Origin of the sequence: Micromonospora sp. NPDC050695 (assembly GCF_040654415.1) — a bacterium.
Taxonomy (GTDB): Bacteria; Actinomycetota; Actinomycetes; order Mycobacteriales; family Micromonosporaceae; genus Micromonospora.
This window is the reverse complement of record NZ_JBFAHZ010000009.1, coordinates 174,433-189,658: the sequence shown is the minus strand read 5'-3', so window position 1 is coordinate 189,658 and position 15,226 is coordinate 174,433. Positions and strand designations below refer to the sequence as shown.

Annotated in this window: 11 protein-coding genes and 1 pseudogene; 8 read left to right on the top strand and 4 right to left on the bottom strand. The window is 71.5% G+C overall.

Annotation, left to right across the window (positions count from 1 at the left end; translation table 11 throughout):
• Position 1: 1 nt before the first annotated feature.
• The 7 genes and pseudogenes from AB0H52_RS09970 to AB0H52_RS09940 form a co-directional block, all read left to right on the top strand.
• Positions 2–904: a type II secretion system F family protein gene (locus AB0H52_RS09970; RefSeq protein ID WP_151492323.1), complete on the top strand. Its 903-nt coding sequence runs from the start codon at positions 2–4 to the stop codon at positions 902–904.
• The gene (locus AB0H52_RS09965) at positions 904–1,776 is read left to right on the top strand and encodes a type II secretion system F family protein (protein WP_151492331.1); all 873 of its coding nucleotides are present in this window, start codon (positions 904–906) and stop codon (positions 1,774–1,776) included. Before AB0H52_RS09970 ends, AB0H52_RS09965 begins: the two co-directional genes overlap by 1 nt.
• A gap of 25 nt (positions 1,777–1,801) precedes the next feature.
• Positions 1,802–2,011: a hypothetical protein gene (locus tag AB0H52_RS09960; protein WP_151492324.1), complete on the top strand. Its 210-nt coding sequence runs from the start codon at positions 1,802–1,804 to the stop codon at positions 2,009–2,011.
• 8 nt (positions 2,012–2,019) lie between these two features.
• Positions 2,020–2,469 carry a TadE/TadG family type IV pilus assembly protein gene (locus AB0H52_RS09955; RefSeq protein WP_151492325.1) on the top strand — a complete coding sequence of 150 codons (450 nt, stop codon included), beginning with the start codon at positions 2,020–2,022 and terminating at the stop codon, positions 2,467–2,469.
• Positions 2,466–2,933 carry a TadE/TadG family type IV pilus assembly protein gene (locus AB0H52_RS09950; protein WP_151492326.1) on the top strand — a complete coding sequence of 156 codons (468 nt, stop codon included), beginning with the start codon at positions 2,466–2,468 and terminating at the stop codon, positions 2,931–2,933. The genes AB0H52_RS09955 and AB0H52_RS09950 overlap by 4 nt, the downstream gene beginning before the upstream one ends.
• A 74-nt stretch (positions 2,934–3,007) precedes the next feature.
• Positions 3,008–3,379, top strand: coding sequence for a hypothetical protein (locus AB0H52_RS09945; protein ID WP_225854745.1), 372 nt, complete (start codon positions 3,008–3,010; stop codon positions 3,377–3,379).
• Positions 3,380–3,395: 16 nt separating this feature from the next.
• A pseudogene (locus AB0H52_RS09940) lies at positions 3,396–4,349 on the top strand (LysM domain-containing protein); the annotation flags it as partial.
• 521 nt (positions 4,350–4,870) lie between these two features.
• Here the strand turns inward: AB0H52_RS09940 and AB0H52_RS09935 are convergent.
• On the bottom strand, positions 4,871–5,725 hold the full coding sequence (locus tag AB0H52_RS09935) for a Rieske 2Fe-2S domain-containing protein (RefSeq protein ID WP_151492329.1): 855 nt from the start codon (positions 5,723–5,725) through the stop codon (positions 4,871–4,873).
• Between the two features lie 78 nt (positions 5,726–5,803).
• Between AB0H52_RS09935 and AB0H52_RS09930 the strand changes: the two genes are divergently transcribed.
• Positions 5,804–6,604, top strand: coding sequence for a crotonase/enoyl-CoA hydratase family protein (locus AB0H52_RS09930; protein WP_357946413.1), 801 nt, complete (start codon positions 5,804–5,806; stop codon positions 6,602–6,604).
• A 1-nt stretch (position 6,605) separates the two neighbouring features.
• Here AB0H52_RS09930 and AB0H52_RS09925 read toward each other — a convergent pair whose 3' ends face one another.
• The 3 genes from AB0H52_RS09925 to AB0H52_RS09915 all read right to left on the bottom strand — a co-directional run bounded on the left by AB0H52_RS09925 (position 6,606) and on the right by AB0H52_RS09915 (position 15,134).
• A complete protein-coding gene (locus AB0H52_RS09925; protein ID WP_357946410.1) occupies positions 6,606–10,283 on the bottom strand; it encodes a discoidin domain-containing protein in 3,678 nt (1,225 codons plus the stop codon).
• 189 nt (positions 10,284–10,472) lie between these two features.
• Positions 10,473–13,340 (bottom strand): discoidin domain-containing protein, encoded by a 2,868-nt coding sequence (locus tag AB0H52_RS09920; protein ID WP_357946408.1) that lies wholly within the window; start codon positions 13,338–13,340, stop codon positions 10,473–10,475.
• 138 nt (positions 13,341–13,478) lie between these two features.
• Positions 13,479–15,134, bottom strand: coding sequence for a glycoside hydrolase family 13 protein (locus tag AB0H52_RS09915; RefSeq protein ID WP_151491611.1), 1,656 nt, complete (start codon positions 15,132–15,134; stop codon positions 13,479–13,481).
• Positions 15,135–15,226: the final 92 nt, after the last annotated feature.

The following is a 15,226-nucleotide window of genomic DNA, read 5'->3' as shown; positions in this document are numbered from 1 at the left end:
GATGACCGACAGCCTGGAGTTGATCGCGGTGATCTCCGGGGCCGCGTGTGTGGCGGGGCTGCTGTTGGCCGTGGTGGCACTGGTCGGCACCCGCAAGCCCGCGGGGCCGGCGCCGGGTGCCGGGTCGGGCCCGAGCCGGCTGTGGCGGGGCTCCGGCAGCACACCCGCCGAGCGGCGCGCCTACCAGGTGCTCCTGCTCGCCGCGGTGGTCGCCGGAGCGCTGGCCTTCCTGCTGACCGGGCTGCCGGTGGTGGGCCTGCTGGTCGCCGTCGCGGTGCCCGGCGCCCCGTGGCTGTTCGGGGTGGGCAAGGCCGAGCAGCGGGCGATCGCCCGGATCGAGGCGGTCGGCGAATGGACCCGCCGACTCAAGGACGTCTCCGGCACCGGGCAGGGCCTCCAACAGTCGATCATCGGGACGATCGGCAGCGTTCCGCCCGGCATCGAGGACGAGGTCCGGTTGCTCGCCTCGCGTCTGCAGGCCGGCTGGATGGCGCGCTCCGCGCTGCTGGCGTTCGCCGACGAGATCGGCGACCCGGTCTGCGACCAGGTGGTCGCGGCCCTGATCCTGCACCTCAGCGACCGTGGCGAGCGGCTCGGTGACGTGCTCGGCTCGATCGCCGGCGCGGCCGCGGCCGAGGTGGCGACCCGTCGGGAGATCGAGGCCAAACGCACCCAGCCGCGGTTCGCGGTCCGCTTCCTCACCGGAATGACGCTGGCCACCCTGGCGTACGGGCTGATCAACACCGAGTACATCAAGCCGTACGGCACCCCGGTCGGCCAGGTGGTGATGGCCGCGCTCGGTGCCGCGTTCATCAGCCTGCTGGCCTGGGTGCGGTCGATGAGCCAGCCGCAGCGCCCGGCCCGGTTCCTGCCGGCGCCGGATCCGCGCGAGGTGATCGCGTGATGATCGTCAACTGGCAGCTGGCCATCGCGGTGTGCGGCGGTGCCGGGATCGGACTGGGCCTGTTCCTGGTGATCCGGGAGTTGGTGCCGGCGACTCCGGCGCTCGGGCCGGCGCTGCGCCGACTGCACCAGCCGGCGGGTACCGGACGGGTTCCGACTCCCGCGTCCCGGCGGCTGGACTGGTTGACCGGGCTGTCCCGCTGGTTGCGGCCGCCGCACCGGCAGCTCGCCCTGATCGGTCAGACCCCCGAGCAGTACGCGCTGTCGGTGCTGCTGTCCGCGCTGATCGGGTTGGCCACGCCGACCCTGCTCGGGGTGGCGCTGTTGGCGTTCGGTATCTCGTTCCCGCTGGTCGTACCGGTGCTGGGCAGCCTCGGCCTGGCGCTGATGGGCGGCCTGCTGGCCCACCGGGCCGTGCTGACCAAGGCCGATGCCGCCCGCGACGAGTTCCGCCAGGCCGTCTGCACCTACCTGGACCTGGTCGCGTTGCAGCTCTCCGCCGCGCACGGGCCGGTCCAGTCGTTGGAGCGGGCGGCGGCGGTCTGCGACGGCTGGGTGTTCGACCGGATCCAGGAGTCACTGCGGATCGCCCAGATGCAGATGCACGCTCCCTGGGACGAGCTGCGCGAACTCGCCGACAAGATCGGCATCCCGGAGTTGGGCGACGTCGGCGCGATCATGCGCTCCTCAGGCAGCGAGGGCGCACAGGTGCACGAGACCCTGCGCAGCCGGGCCGACTCGCTACGCGACCAGATCCGCACCGACAACCTCGCCCGGGCCGAGGGGGTGACCAGTCGACTCGACATTCCGGGAGCACTGCTCGTCTTCGTGCTGCTCGGCTTCGTCGTCTATCCGTTCATCGCCCGCATCTGACCCCACCCCCGTGAAGGAGTACGCCATGTCCATCCTCAGCTATCTGCACGTCGTGATGACGACGCGCCTGGCCGAGCTGCGCCACGACGGCGAGCGCGGTGACAGCCCGGTGCCGACCGCCGTGATCATCTTCGGGCTGGTCTTCGTCGCCACGGTCGTCACCGGCCTGGCCCTGAGCAGGGCCAACAACTGGATGACCAACATCCCGACCTTCGGAAACCCGACGGCGCCGTAGTAGCCCGAATGAGTCAGGCCGCGTACCCGAGGTGGCGCCGGGCGGTAGTCACCGCCCGGCACCGCCTCGTGGCCGTCGACCGGGAGCGGGGAGCCAACCCGGTGGAACTCGCCGTGGTGATGCCGGTGATCCTGGTGCTGCTCTTCGCGTCGCTGCAGGTGTCGGCCGTCTTCTTGGCCCGCGCCGCCGCGTTGAACGCCGCGCAGAGCGGCGTCAACGCCCAGCGGGTGCAGCAGGCCGAGGACGGTGCCGGCGTGGCCAGCGCCACCCAGTTTCTGAATACCGCCGGTGGCTGGCTCGTCGGTTGGGACAACCCCGGCCCCACCTGCGTGATCACCGACGCGGACACCGAGGTGACCTGCACGGTCTCCGGTAGATCCCTGTCGGTCGTACCGGGCGTGGACTTCGCGGTGCAGCAGACCGCCCACGGCACCGTGGAGAGGGTGACCCAGCCGTGAACCGCACCGCCGAGCGGGGCTCGGTCTCCATCGAGGTGGCGGTGCTCGCGCCCGCGTTCATCGCGCTGATGGTGCTGGCCGGTGTGGCCGGTCGCAGCGCGGTGGCGGCCGAGTCGATCGAGACCGCCGCGCACGACGCGGCCCGCGCCGCCTCGATCTCCCGGAACGCCGACACCGCCCGGGACGCCGCTCGGAACGCCGCCGAGAAGCAACTGGACTGGTCCGGGTTGGCCTGCGCCAACCCCCTGGACCTGACGTTCACCGGCTCGGTGGCCGGCACGGCCGCCAGCTTCGACGACGCGTTCAGCAGCCCGGTCGGCGTGGATGCCACGGTGACGGTGCAGATCAGTTGCCTGGTGTCCTTCACGGACATCTCCCTCGACGTCCTACCCGGAATGCCGACCGACAACTTGATCACGGCGAAGTTCACGTCCCCGCTGGACCGCTACCGGAGCCGGCAGTGACCACGGCCACCCGGACGCCGCCGTCACCGTGGTCGGCCGAGCACGGCCGGGTGAGCATCTTCCTGGCGGTGGCGATGGTCGGGGTCCTGGCCATCGTGGGCCTCTCCTTCGACGGCGCCGGGCAGCTGCGCACCCTGCAACGCGCCAACAATCTGGCCGCGGAAGCCGCCCGGGCCGGCGGTCAGGCCATCGACCTGGCCACGGCCATCGAGGGCGGACCGAAGCGGATCGACGAACCACAGGCCGTCGTCGCGGTCGGCAACTACCTGACCTCCGCCGGCACCACCGGCCACACCGTGAGCTTCCCGCAGGTCGGCGGGGAAACCCTGATCCGGGTGACCGTCACGATCACCTACCAGCGCTCGATGCTCGGGCTGATCGGCTTCCCCGGGACGGTCACCGTCACCGGCGAGGCGACCGCCCGGGCCATCACCGCAGGACCGTAGGAAGGGAGAGGCAGCCATGCCCGTATCGGGTGGGTCCGTCGTACGGCGGACCGGACGCATCCTCACCGGCGTCGGCGCGCTGGTCGTGCTCTGCGCGCTGTTGGCCGGCGCGCCGGTCGCGTTGATCGCCTTCGCCGGCAACCCGCTGCCCGACCACCTGCCCACCATCAGCGAGGTGGGCACCGCGCTGACCAGCCGGGACGACGGTCAGCTCTTCCTGCGGGCACTGGCTCTCGCCGGCTGGTTCGGCTGGGCCACGTTCGCCTTCTCCGTCCTCGTCGAGTTGGGGGCGCAGACCCTGCGCCGTCCGGCTCCGAAGCTGCCCGGGATGAGCCGCCAGCAGAAGGCCGCCGCCGCGCTGGTCGGCTCGGTCGCGCTGATCCTCGCCGCCAGCCCGGCCGCCGCCAGCGCCGCCGCGGTCTACGCCGGTCCGACGTACGCCCCGCCGGGCACCCCGGCGGTCAGCACCGTGGCCGCGCCGACCCGCGCGGCTGCGACACCCGACACCACGGCACAGGTGTACCGGGTGGCCCGGGGCGACTACCTGGGTGAGGTGGCCGAGCGTTATCTGGACGAGTTCGGCGACTACCGACGACTCGCCGAGTTGAACCGGTTGGACGACCCGGACCGGATCCATCCCGGCCAACTGCTCCGGCTGCCCACCGAGGCCGCCGACCAGGGCAAACGACCGCATGCGACCGGCCGGCTGGTGAGCCGACCCACCCCGCCCAAGCCGCCGGCACCCCGGCCGGCACCCGAGCGGACCGCGCCGGAGCGGGTCGATCCGGCACCACCCGGCGGTACGGAGTCGGCGGGTCAACCGCCAGCGATGACCGTGGGCGCGGCACGGGCCGGCACCACCGACCGGGTGAACCGACCGCTCGCGGTCTCCGCCGTGCTGGCCGTGGCGAGCATCGTGGGCGCCCAGATCGGCGCGGTGCTCGGGCTGCGCCGCCGCCCGGCAACCGCCGGTGCGGCACCTCGACTGGCCGCGGCCTCCCGCACGACCATGGGCCGCGCGGCTCGCACCGCTGGCCGCACGGCTCGGGGCGGGGGCGGCACGGCTCGGGGCAGCGGCCCGGCTCGGAGCAGCGGGGCAGCGTGGGCCGCCAGCCGGGCGGCGGCCAGCGAAGCCACCGGTTCACCGGCAAGTGACGCGGCGCCCGCCGGGGCGCCCTTCGGTGGGAACGCGCCCGCCGGGGCGTCCTTCGGTGGGACCGCACCCGCCGGGGCGCCAACCTGGACCGATGACGAGAGCGGGACCGGCGGCGACACCCCCGACGGGCTGCTCGACGGCGGGCATGGCCTGGACTCCGTGCCGGACGGCCCGCCGGTCGGCAGGCACCGGCGTTGACCCGGCCGCTCGGGTGACCACGAGCGGGCTCGGTGCCGAGGTGCCCGCAGAGCGATACCTGTGAGGCATAAATATGACCTGGAGGCAGGGGTCTTCGGTAACCCCGCGCCCGGTCGAGGGCTGTGGCCCGATGGTGGTCAGGGCAGGCGGGTCTGGAGCACGCCGTTCTGGATCCGGGTGGGCAGGATCTGTTGGTCGTTGCCGGACGGGCCCTGCATGACCTCGCCACCGTTGAGCCGGAACGCGCTGCCGTGCCACGGGCAGACCACGCAGGCGTGACCGTCGATCTCCTGCACCTCACCCTCACCGAGTGGTCCGCTCTGGTGCGGGCAGCGCTCCAACATCACGGTGACCTCGTCACCGTGCCGGTAGAGGATCACCGAGATGTCGTCGTCCACCTCACGGGTGATCAGAGTGCGTTGCGGCAGGGTGGCCATGTCCGCCAGGGAGTGCCAGCCGTCGCTCATCCGGTGCAGCTCGGACACGCTCTGGTTGACCTGCGCGCCCTGCTTGTACGCCAGGTGGCCGCCGATGTAGGCCCCGAGGCTCACCGCGGACAACCCGAGGAAGCCGAGGGTACGGCCGACGCCGTACCGCCCGGAGAGCCGCGCGGCCAGCGAGCCCGCGTAGAGGCTGATGCCGACCGTGTTCGCGGCGGCGTGCACCAGGCCGACCCGGCGCTGGTCGCGGGACAGCGCCGCCCAGTCGTTCAGCCCGGCGACGGCCGCCGGCACCGCGCTGACGGTGCCGAGACCGACCAGCACGGTGGCGGGACGGCGCTGCCCGGGCATCAGGTCCAGCACTGCGGCGCTGATCCAGGCGCCCACCGGCACCTGCACCATGGCCGGGTGCAGCGGATGGCCCAGCGTCACCCCGTGCAGCAGGTCCCGTAGTCGTCGCGGACGCAGCGTGCTCAGGACCGCCCGCTGCAACCGGTCACCGGCCCGGTCCATACCGGATGCCTGCTCAACTCTCGTCAGAAGTGCTCGCACGAGTACCGACTTCCCGGCGAACGCGGTAGCAAACCGGTCGCCGACGACAAATCGTCGGTGGGCGGGCATGCTGGAGCGGTGAGCGTACGGGTGGAGCGCGCAGGTCCGGTTACCACGATCATTCTCGATCGGGCGGAGGCTCGGAACGCCGTTGACGGGCCGACGGCCCGGGCGCTCGCGGACGCCTTCCGGGCCTTCGACGCCGACCCGGACGCGGCGGTGGCCGTGCTCTGGGGGGCGGGCGGCACGTTCTGCGCCGGCGCCGACCTCAAGGCGATCGGCACGCCCAGCGGTAACCGCGTCGAGCCCGAGGGGGACGGGCCGATGGGTCCGACCCGGATGACGCTCAGCAAGCCGGTGATCGCGGCGATCTCCGGGTACGCGGTGGCCGGCGGGCTGGAGCTGGCGCTCTGGTGCGACCTGCGGGTCGCCGAGTCCGACGCGACGCTGGGGGTGTTCTGCCGCCGCTGGGGCGTACCCCTGATCGACGGGGGCACGGTCCGGCTGCCCCGGCTGATCGGCGAGAGTCGCGCACTGGACCTGATCCTCACGGGCCGTCCGGTGCCGGCGGACGAGGCGTACTCGATGGGGTTGGTCAACCGGTTGGTGCCACCCGGCCGGGCGCGGGCCGCGGCCGAGGAGCTGGCGGCGGCGATCGCCCGGCATCCGCAGACCTGCCTGCGCAACGACCGGGCGGCGGTGCTGGCCGGCGCCGGCCGCCCGGAGCCGGAGGCGCTGGCGACCGAGCTGGCGTACGGGATGGCCTCGCTGGCCGCCGACGCGGCGGCCGGCGCGGCCCGGTTCGCCGCCGGCGAGGGCCGGCACGGCACGATGCCGCCGGGAGGGGCGAACCTCCCGGCGGCATCCGGTGCCGGCTAGCTCAGTTGCGGTTGATGGTGAAGGTCGACGTGGTGTTGCGGATGTCCACGGCGTTGTTGCTCAACTGCAGGTTGTTGAAGGTGACCGAGCCGACCGCCGGGCCCTGACCGGGTTCCGGCATCTCGTTGGCCCAGACGGCGAAGCCCGACTTCGCGTCGAACGCGTCACCGCTCTTGCGGGCACCGCTGATCGAGATGTTGGTGAACACCGTGTCGGTGATCGGGTTCTCCGGCTGCGATCCGGTGTACTTGGTCTGGAACATGATTCCCGAGTACGTCGGGTCGACGATGTCCACGTCGGACACCCGGATGCCGCGGAACTCCTTCGAGGCGGAGAAGACCCAGATCGCGGGGAACGTCTGGGAGCCCCAGAAATGGCCACCCGCCCGGATGATCGAGATGTTCTGGAACTGGGTCGGTGGGCTGGCTCCGAAGCCGATGAACGGGTAGCCGAAGTCCAGCGAGCTGATGGTGATCCCGGAGTACGTCAACATGTCCGCGATGTACAGGTTGCGGAAGATGTTGTTGTAGCCGCCGTAGACCGCCAGCCCGGCCGCCCGCCACGTCAACGTGGCGGTGAGGTTCTCGAACACGTTGCCGTTGTTGCCGGTCGACGCGCCCTGGTCGGTGGCCGAGAAGAGGGCGAACGCGTCATCGCCGTTCGACCGCCCCTCGGTGTTGGTGACCAGGTTGTTGGTGCTGCCGTTGGTCAGGTTCACACCATCGGCGAAGGTGTTGCGGAAGCGGCTGTTGCGGATGGTCAGCCCGCTGACGCTCACCCCCCAGTACGCGCAGACGGTGTGCTCGACCCAGACGCTGTCCAGGGTCATGTTGTCGACGTCCTTCAGCTCACCCCAGACCTTGCCCGGCCCGTCGATGCGGTTGGTGTAGTTGCCGAAGAAGGCCAGGTACGAGAAGGTCGACCCGCTGGCCGAGGACTCCACCCGGAAGCCCGCGTCGGTGTTCTGCTGGCCGGTCGGCGTCTGGAAGCGGGTGTACCACATGCCCGCGCCGGTCACCGTGATCGGCTTGCCGTACACCTGGAGCTTCTGCGCGGTCTCGTACGTGCCGGCCGGCAGGTAGACACCGATGAGGTTGCCGGTGGTGTCCATCCGGACCGCGTCCAGCGCGTTCTGGACGTCCTGGTGGCTGAAACCGCTCGGCACCCGGTAGCGGGACGGGTCCGGGTTGGCCCGTGGTGCGACCAGCTCCAGGTTGATGAAGTCGATCGCGTACGTGGTGGTGTTGGCCGGGTCCTTCTGCAAGCGGATCTTGCTGCCGGCCGGGATGGTCGAGTTCAACATCACGTTGGCCTCGTCGTACAGGTGGCGAGGCGGGCCGGCGCTCGGCGAGTCACTCGGGCCGGCCTCCGCGCCGTAGAGCCAGATGTGCTTGGAGGTCAGGTTGATCGGCTTGTGCAGGGTGCCGTTGACATAGATGTTCAACGTCGAATCGATGCCTCCACCACCCGGCGCGTCGGGGATGGAGAAGCGGGTGACCAGGGTGTTGGTCGCCGCCCGGGTGGTCCACTCGACGTACGCGCCGGTGCTGTTCAGGGTGACCGCGCGACGTCCGGACGCCTCACCGCCGAGGTTGCCGATCTCCCGGTTCGGCCCGACCTGCCCGGCACCGCCGCCGGTCGTGCCGTCCTCGGCCTCGTACATGTCGTAGCCGAGGTTGGCGCCGCGCCCCACGAAGAGCGGGCGGTCGCTGGTGTTGTTGGCCTGCTTGACCGGCAGCTCGTTGGCGTCGGCGGCGAGCACCACCCGGACGGTGTACTTGCCGTTCGCGGCCGTCCAGGTGCCCAGGGTGATCGGGCCGACCGTGGCCCCGGCGTTGATCACACCGGAGTACGAGCCGGTCAGGGTACGGACCGCGGTGCCGGACTCGTTGAGCACGGTGAGCGTGATGCCGTGCGCACCCGAGGTGGACGCCTGGTTGCCGGCGTTACGGATGGACACCGAGAAGGTGACCGTGTTGCCGGCCGACGGGTTGCCCGGTGACCAGGCGACCGCCGAGGCGACCAGGTCGGCGCTGGCGACCGCGCTGACCACCAGCGGGCTGGGGTTCGTGTAGCTGTTGTTGGTGTCGTCCTGCTCGACGACCGTGTTCGACTCGTCGACCTTCGCGCTGAGCGGGTAGCTGCCCGCGTCCCGGGTGCCGATGCTGGCGTTGACGGTGGTCGAGGCGCCGGCCGCGAGGCCACCGACGGACGCGGTGCCCACCCGGGTGGAGCCCAGGTAGAAGTTGACGTTGGTCGCCGCCGAGGCCGCCGATCCGGCGTTGCGCACGGTGGCCGAGAGGGTGATGGTGCTGGTCTCCACCGGTGCGGACGGGCTGAACGACATGCCGGTGACGGTCAGGTCCGGGTTCGGCGCCGGAGTGCCGAAGACCTGGAACTCGGCGACCTGCCCGGCCGGTGCGCCGGTGTTCGAGGCGATCGACAGCCGCACGTCGGCCGCCGCAGCGGAGACCGGGATGGTCACCGTGTTGCCGCTGGACGGGTTGAACGTGTAGTTCGCCGCGCCGACCAGGGTGGTGAACGTCGACGAGCCCTGGTCCCGGCCGAGCACAGTGATGTTCTGGGTACGCGTACCCCAGGCCGAGTCCGGGTTGAGCTTCAGCACGACCTGGCTGAGGCTGGCGTTCGCGCCGAGCTGCACGGTCAGGGTGCTCGGGTTGCCGTTGCCCTCCCAGTAGGTGGCCACGTTGTTGTCGTTGGCGTTGGTCGCCACGAACGTGTGCACGTACCCGGAGGCGGTGATCGGCTTACCGACCGCCAGGTTGGTACCGGTCGGCGGGGTGCCGGTGCCGGTCCGGGTCACGGTGTTGCTGTTCGCCGACTGGTTGCCGGCCGCGTCCCTGGCCCGCACGTAGTACGAGACCGTGGCGCTGTCGGGCTGACTGTCGGTGTACGTCAGCGTCGAGCCGCTGACGCTGCCGCGCAGCCCACCGTTGGCGTACACGTCGTAGCCGGTCACCCCGACGTTGTCGGTGGACGCCGACCAGGTGAGCCGGACCTGCCCGCCAGCGGGCTGGGTGTAGGCGAGGTTGCCGGGGACACTCGGCGCCTGGGTGTCCGTGCTGCCGCTGGCGCCGTACACCTCAACCTCGGAGAACTGCGCGGCCGGCCAGCCGGTGTTGCCGGTGACCTGCACCCGTACGTAGCGGGTGCTGGCGGCGGTGAAGCTGACGGTCGCGGTGTTGCCGCTGCTCGGGTTGAAGGTGTAGCCGGCGGACGCCTTCAGGGTGGTGAAGGACGAGCCGTTGGTCGAGCCCAGCACCGACAGCGTCTGCGTACGCGTCTGCCAGTCCGAGGAGGGCGGCAGCTTCAGCACCACCCGGTCCACGTTGACCGTGGCGCCGAGGTCGGCCTGGATCCACTGCGGGAACGCGTTGTTCGCGCTCTCCCAGTAGGTCGACGCGCTGCCGTCGTTGGCGTTGCCCGCCACGTAGTTCTGGTTGTAGCTGCTGGCGGTCATGGTGGCGGAGAGCCCGGCGAGCAGGGCCATCCGGGCGGCGGACGCGGACGCGTCGACCGCCGGTGCGGCGCTGGCCGTGGGGGTGACGACCGGGGCGGTGGCGAGGAGCAGGCCGGCGAGCGCGCCGGCGAGGATCCTGCGGCTGGTTCGGGGCGCGCCGCTCGGCGGGGTGCCTCGTCTGGTACCGGTTCTGGACATGGGGTCGCTACACCTCTTTCGGGGGTGGGGTGTGGTGCGTTGCCCGGTGACGGGTGCCGGGGTACGCCCGTCGTGCCGCGACAGGTGGGGGACGGTTGGGGGACGGGATTCTGGCCGGCCCGGGGCGGCGCTGCACCCGGGTCGCCGGGACCGGGTGGCCCCCGCCCTGGCGGGGCGGGGGCCGCCGGTCTAGCTGGAATAGACCTCGAACTCGCTGAGCTGACCGGCCGGCCAGCCGCTGTTGCCGGTCACGGTCAGCCGCAGGTACCGCTGGCTGGTCGCCGTGAAGGTCACGGTGACGGTGTTGCCGCTGGCCGGGTTGAAGGTGTAGCCGGCGGACGCCTTCACGGTGGAGAACGACGAGCCGTCGGCGGAGCCGAGCACCGACAGCGTCTGGGTGCGGGTCTGCCAGGCCGATGACGGTGGCAGCTTCAGCACGACCCGGGACACCGTTCGAGTGGCGCCCAGGTCCACCGTCACCGACTGCGGGAACGCGTTGTTCGCGCTCTCCCAGTAGGTGTTCGGGTTGCCGTCCACCGCGTTGGACGCCGCGTACACGTCGGAGTGGCTGGTCTCGGTGATCGGGCGCCCGGCCGCCAGGTTGCCGGTGGGCGGCGGGGTGGTCGGGGGCGGGGTGGTCGGGGGCGGCGTGGTGGGCGGCGGGGTGGTGGACGTGCCGCCGTACACCTCGACCTCGGAGAGTTGCGCGGCCGGCCAGCCGGTGTTGCCGGTGACGGTCACCCGAATGAAGCGGCGGTCACCGGAGGGCAGGCCGATCGACACGGTGTTGCCCGCGCCGGGGTTGAAGACCCGTCCGGCCGACGATGCCAGGGTGGCGTACGACGATCCGTCGGTGGAGCCGAGCACCGACAGGGTCTGGGTGCGTTGCTCCCAACCGCTGGGCAGCTTGAGCACCACCCGGTCGACCGAGCGGGCCGAGCCCAGGTCGATGGTGACCGACTGGGGGAAGGCATTGTTGGCGCTCTCCCAGTAGCTGGCCGCGTTGCCGTCCACCACGTTGGCCGCCGTGTAGCTCTGGTTGGTGCTGGTCGCGGTCGCCGACCGGCCCAGCGCCAGGTTCCCGCCGGTGGGAGGCGGGGTCGTGGGGGGCGGCGTGGTGGGAGGAGGCGTGGTGGTCGGAGGCGGCGAGGTCGGGCCACCGCCCCACTGCGGGTCCGGCCACGGGCCGCAGTACGGGGTCGGGGTGTACCAGCCCGAGTTGCCCGAGCCCTGGGTGATCTGGAAGCCCCCGCCCACGCAGTTGTGGATCGGATTGCTCTGCGCGATGTTGCTGGCCCGCACGTTGGTGAAGGACACCTGGCTGGGCGCCTGCACCTGGAGGGCGTACGTGCCGGCGCCGTCGATGCGCACGTTGGTGAGGTTGATTCCGTTGGTCTGGCCCTCGATCCAGTGCAGCGCCGCGTACGAGCTGTCCAGGATGTCGGTGTCGGTGATGTTGATGGTGGGGTTCTGGAACGCCTCGTTGAGGGCGGAGAACCAGATCGCTCCGACGCCGAAGTTCCAGTTGTAGTCCGAGTTGCCGTTGCGGATCAGGGTGTTCCGGGCGATCGTCCAGGTGCCCTGGACACCGGTGGCACCCTGCACGCCGGGGTAGCGGTTGGCGACGTGGATGCCGCCGCCGTTGGTCAGCGAGTCGGCCGTGACGTTGTCGGTGATTGTGATGTCCCGGCCGCCGTAGCTGACCAGGTGGTTCGCCAACAGGGTCACGCCGATGGTGTTGTGCGTGAAGGAATTGTTGACGTTCGGCACGTTCTGCGCCCACATCGCCAGGGCGTCGTCACCGGTGTTGCGGACGAACGTGTTGGTCACCGTCGAGTTGGTCACGCCGGTGTGGAAGTTCACCCCGTCCGCGGTCTGGTCCAGGATCCGGCTGTTGCGGATGGTGAAGTTGTCCATCGGGCCGTCCATCCACGCCCCGACCTTGGTGTTCTCCAGCCACAGGTTGTCCACGACCGAGTTGGACATCGCCCCACCGAGGGCGTTGACCTGGTCGTCGTCCATCCGTTCCCGGATGTCACCGATGATGGCGAAGTCCCGCAGCGTGACGTTGCGGCTCGGCCCGCCGGCCTCGTGTGACCGGATCTCGCCGGTGTAGCCGCCGCCGGGGACGTACTTGCCGTAGACGCCGGCGGCCCGCTTGCGGTCGGTGGGGTGCCGGCCGCCGAGCACCGAATACCACGGTCCGGCACCACGCAGCGTCACCCCGTCGACCACCACGTGGTCCCAGAGGGTGAAGGCGCCGGTCGGGATCCAGACGGCCCTGCCCTGGGCCTTTCCGGCGTCGACCGCGGCCTGGAACTTCGCGGTCGAGTCGGTCGCGCCGCTCGGGTCGGCACCGAAGTCGGTGACCACGTCGAGCACACCGCTGGGCTTGGCGATCGGCGTGACCAGCTCGAAGTCGGCCAGGTCGACGGTGAACGTCGGCGACTGGGCCGTCGACGAGACCTGGAGGCGAATCTTCGTCCCGGCCGGCTGGGTGCTGCCGAACAGCGCCCGGGTCTCGTCGTAGAAGTGGTGCGGGTTGGTGTCGCCCGGGTTGTTGTTGAACGGGTATCCGCCGTAGTACCAGCCGTACCTCGACGTCACCGGGACCGACTTCAGCAGCGTCCCGTTGGCTCGCAGGTCGATGGCGGCGTCCCGGCCGGTGCCGGCCGGGCTGTCCGGCAGGCTGATCCGGAAGGTGACCGCGTTGGCCGGGGCGGTGAGCGTGAACTCGACGTACTCGCCGACGGCGTCGAGGGTGACCGCCTCCCGGCCGGACGCCTCCGACGGCAGCGTGCCGTAGCGGCGGTCCGGGCCGATCTTCGTGCCGTTGTGGGCGGCCTTCTCCGCCTCCTGCTCGACGAACGGCACGGTCGCGCCGCGGCCGGGGATGTCGAAGGGGGACAGCCCGGCCGCCGAGGCCGGGGTGGCGGTGCCGGTGACCGCGAGGACGGTCACCGATGTGGCGGCGAGCAGGGTGGCGGCGATGGCGGCCAACCCTGCCCGGGTCGGGTGTCGAAGGTGGTGCGGGGTGCCGGTGGTGTGGTTGGCCATGAGCTGCGCTCTCCCTTTCGTCAGGCAGGCCAGGTCCCCCCGTTGCGGTGCGGCGTGTCGCGTTCCCCCTTGGTCCTCCTCTCTTCGACGGGTGTGGTGCCGGCGGTCGGGACGGGACCGCCGGCACCACGGCGTGGGTCAGGTGAGGGCGGCGCCGTCCGCCGCGGGCGATTCGGCGGTACGCAGCCAGACGGCGGTGTCCGACGGCAGCAGACCGTCGTCGAGCGGCCCGCTGGCCAGCAGCACATCCCCGTCGGCGGGCACCTCCACCGGGGTGTCGGAGAGGTTGACCAGGCAGCGGAAGCCACCGCCCCGGCTGAACGCGAGCACCCCCTCCGGGGCGGTCAGCCAGGTCAGCTCGCCGTCGCCGAGCGCCGGCTGGGCCCGGCGGATCCCGATCGCCGCCCGGTACAGCTCCAGCATCGAGGCCGCGTCGCCGGTCTGCGCCCGGGCGGTCCGTTCCTTCCAGTCGGCCGGCTGAGGCAGCCACGGAGCGGTCGCGCCGTCGGGGCTGAACCCGAACGGCGGCTCGTCGCCGGTCCACGGCAAGGGCACGCGGCAGCCGTCACGGCCGGGGTCGACGCGGCCGGAACGCTCCCACATCGGGTCCTGGCGCATCGCGTACGGAATGTCCTCGACCTCGTAGAGCCCCAGCTCCTCGCCCTGGTAGACGTAGGCGGCGCCGGGCAGCGACAGCGAGAGCAGCGCGGCGGCACGGGCCCGCCGGGTGCCCAGCTCCAGGTCGGTCGGGATGCCCTCGCGCTTGGCGGCGAAGCTGAACGTGGTGTCCGCCCGCCCGTAGCGGGTGACGTGCCGGGTGACGTCGTGGTTGGAGAGCACCCAGGTGGCCGGCGCACCGACCGGCGCGTGCGCGCTCAACGTGCCGTCGATGCTCTCGCGCAACGCAGAGGCGTCCCAGGCGCAGCCGAGGAAGTCGAAGTTGAACGCCGCGTGCAGCTCGTCCGGGCGCAGGTAGTTGGCGAACCGCTGCCGGTCCGGCAGCCACACCTCACCGATCAGGGCGCGCTCGCCGGGGTAGGAGTCGGCGACCCGGCGCCAGCCCCGGTAGATGTCGTGGACCCCGTCGAGGTCGTGGAACGGGTGCGGCTGGTCCGGCCGGACCTCGGGCAGCTCGCCGTCCTTGACCAGCAGACCGGCCGAGTCGATCCGGATGCCGTCGACGCCCCGGTCGAACCAGAACCGCAGGATGTCCTCGAATTCGGCGCGTACCCGGGGGTGCTCCCAGTTGAAGTCCGGCTGCTGCGGGGCGAACAGGTGCAGGTACCAGTCGCCGGGGGTGCCGTCCGGGTTGGTGGTGCGCGTCCAGGTCTCGCCGCCGAACTCGCCGACCCAGTCGGTGGGCCGCTGGTCGCCGTTCGGCCCCCGGCCGGGGCGGAACCAGAACAGGTCCCGCTCGGGCGCCCCGGGGCCGCCGGCGAGGGCGGCCTGGAACCACGGGTGCGCGTCCGAGCAGTGGTTGGGTACGACGTCGACGATGGTCCGGATGCCGAGCGCGTGGGCCTCCGCGATCAGGGCCTCCGCCTCGGCCAGCGTGCCGAAGACCGGGTCGATGTCACGGTAGTCGGACACGTCGTAGCCGGCGTCGGCCATCGGCGACGGATACCAGGGGCTGAACCAGATCGCGTCGACGCCAAGTGCGGCCAGGTGATCCAGCCGGGACCGGATCCCGGCGATGTCGCCGATACCGTCGCCGTTGCCGTCGGCGAAGCTACGTGGATACACCTGGTAGATAACGGCTCCACGCCACCACGGACCACTGTCTGCTGTGGACACGAGCACCTGCTTTCTGCGTCAGTACGTCGGCGAGTTCGCCGGACCTGGATATGTGTCGGGCGAACGGTCATTGTTCGCCGCGGGGAGACGCG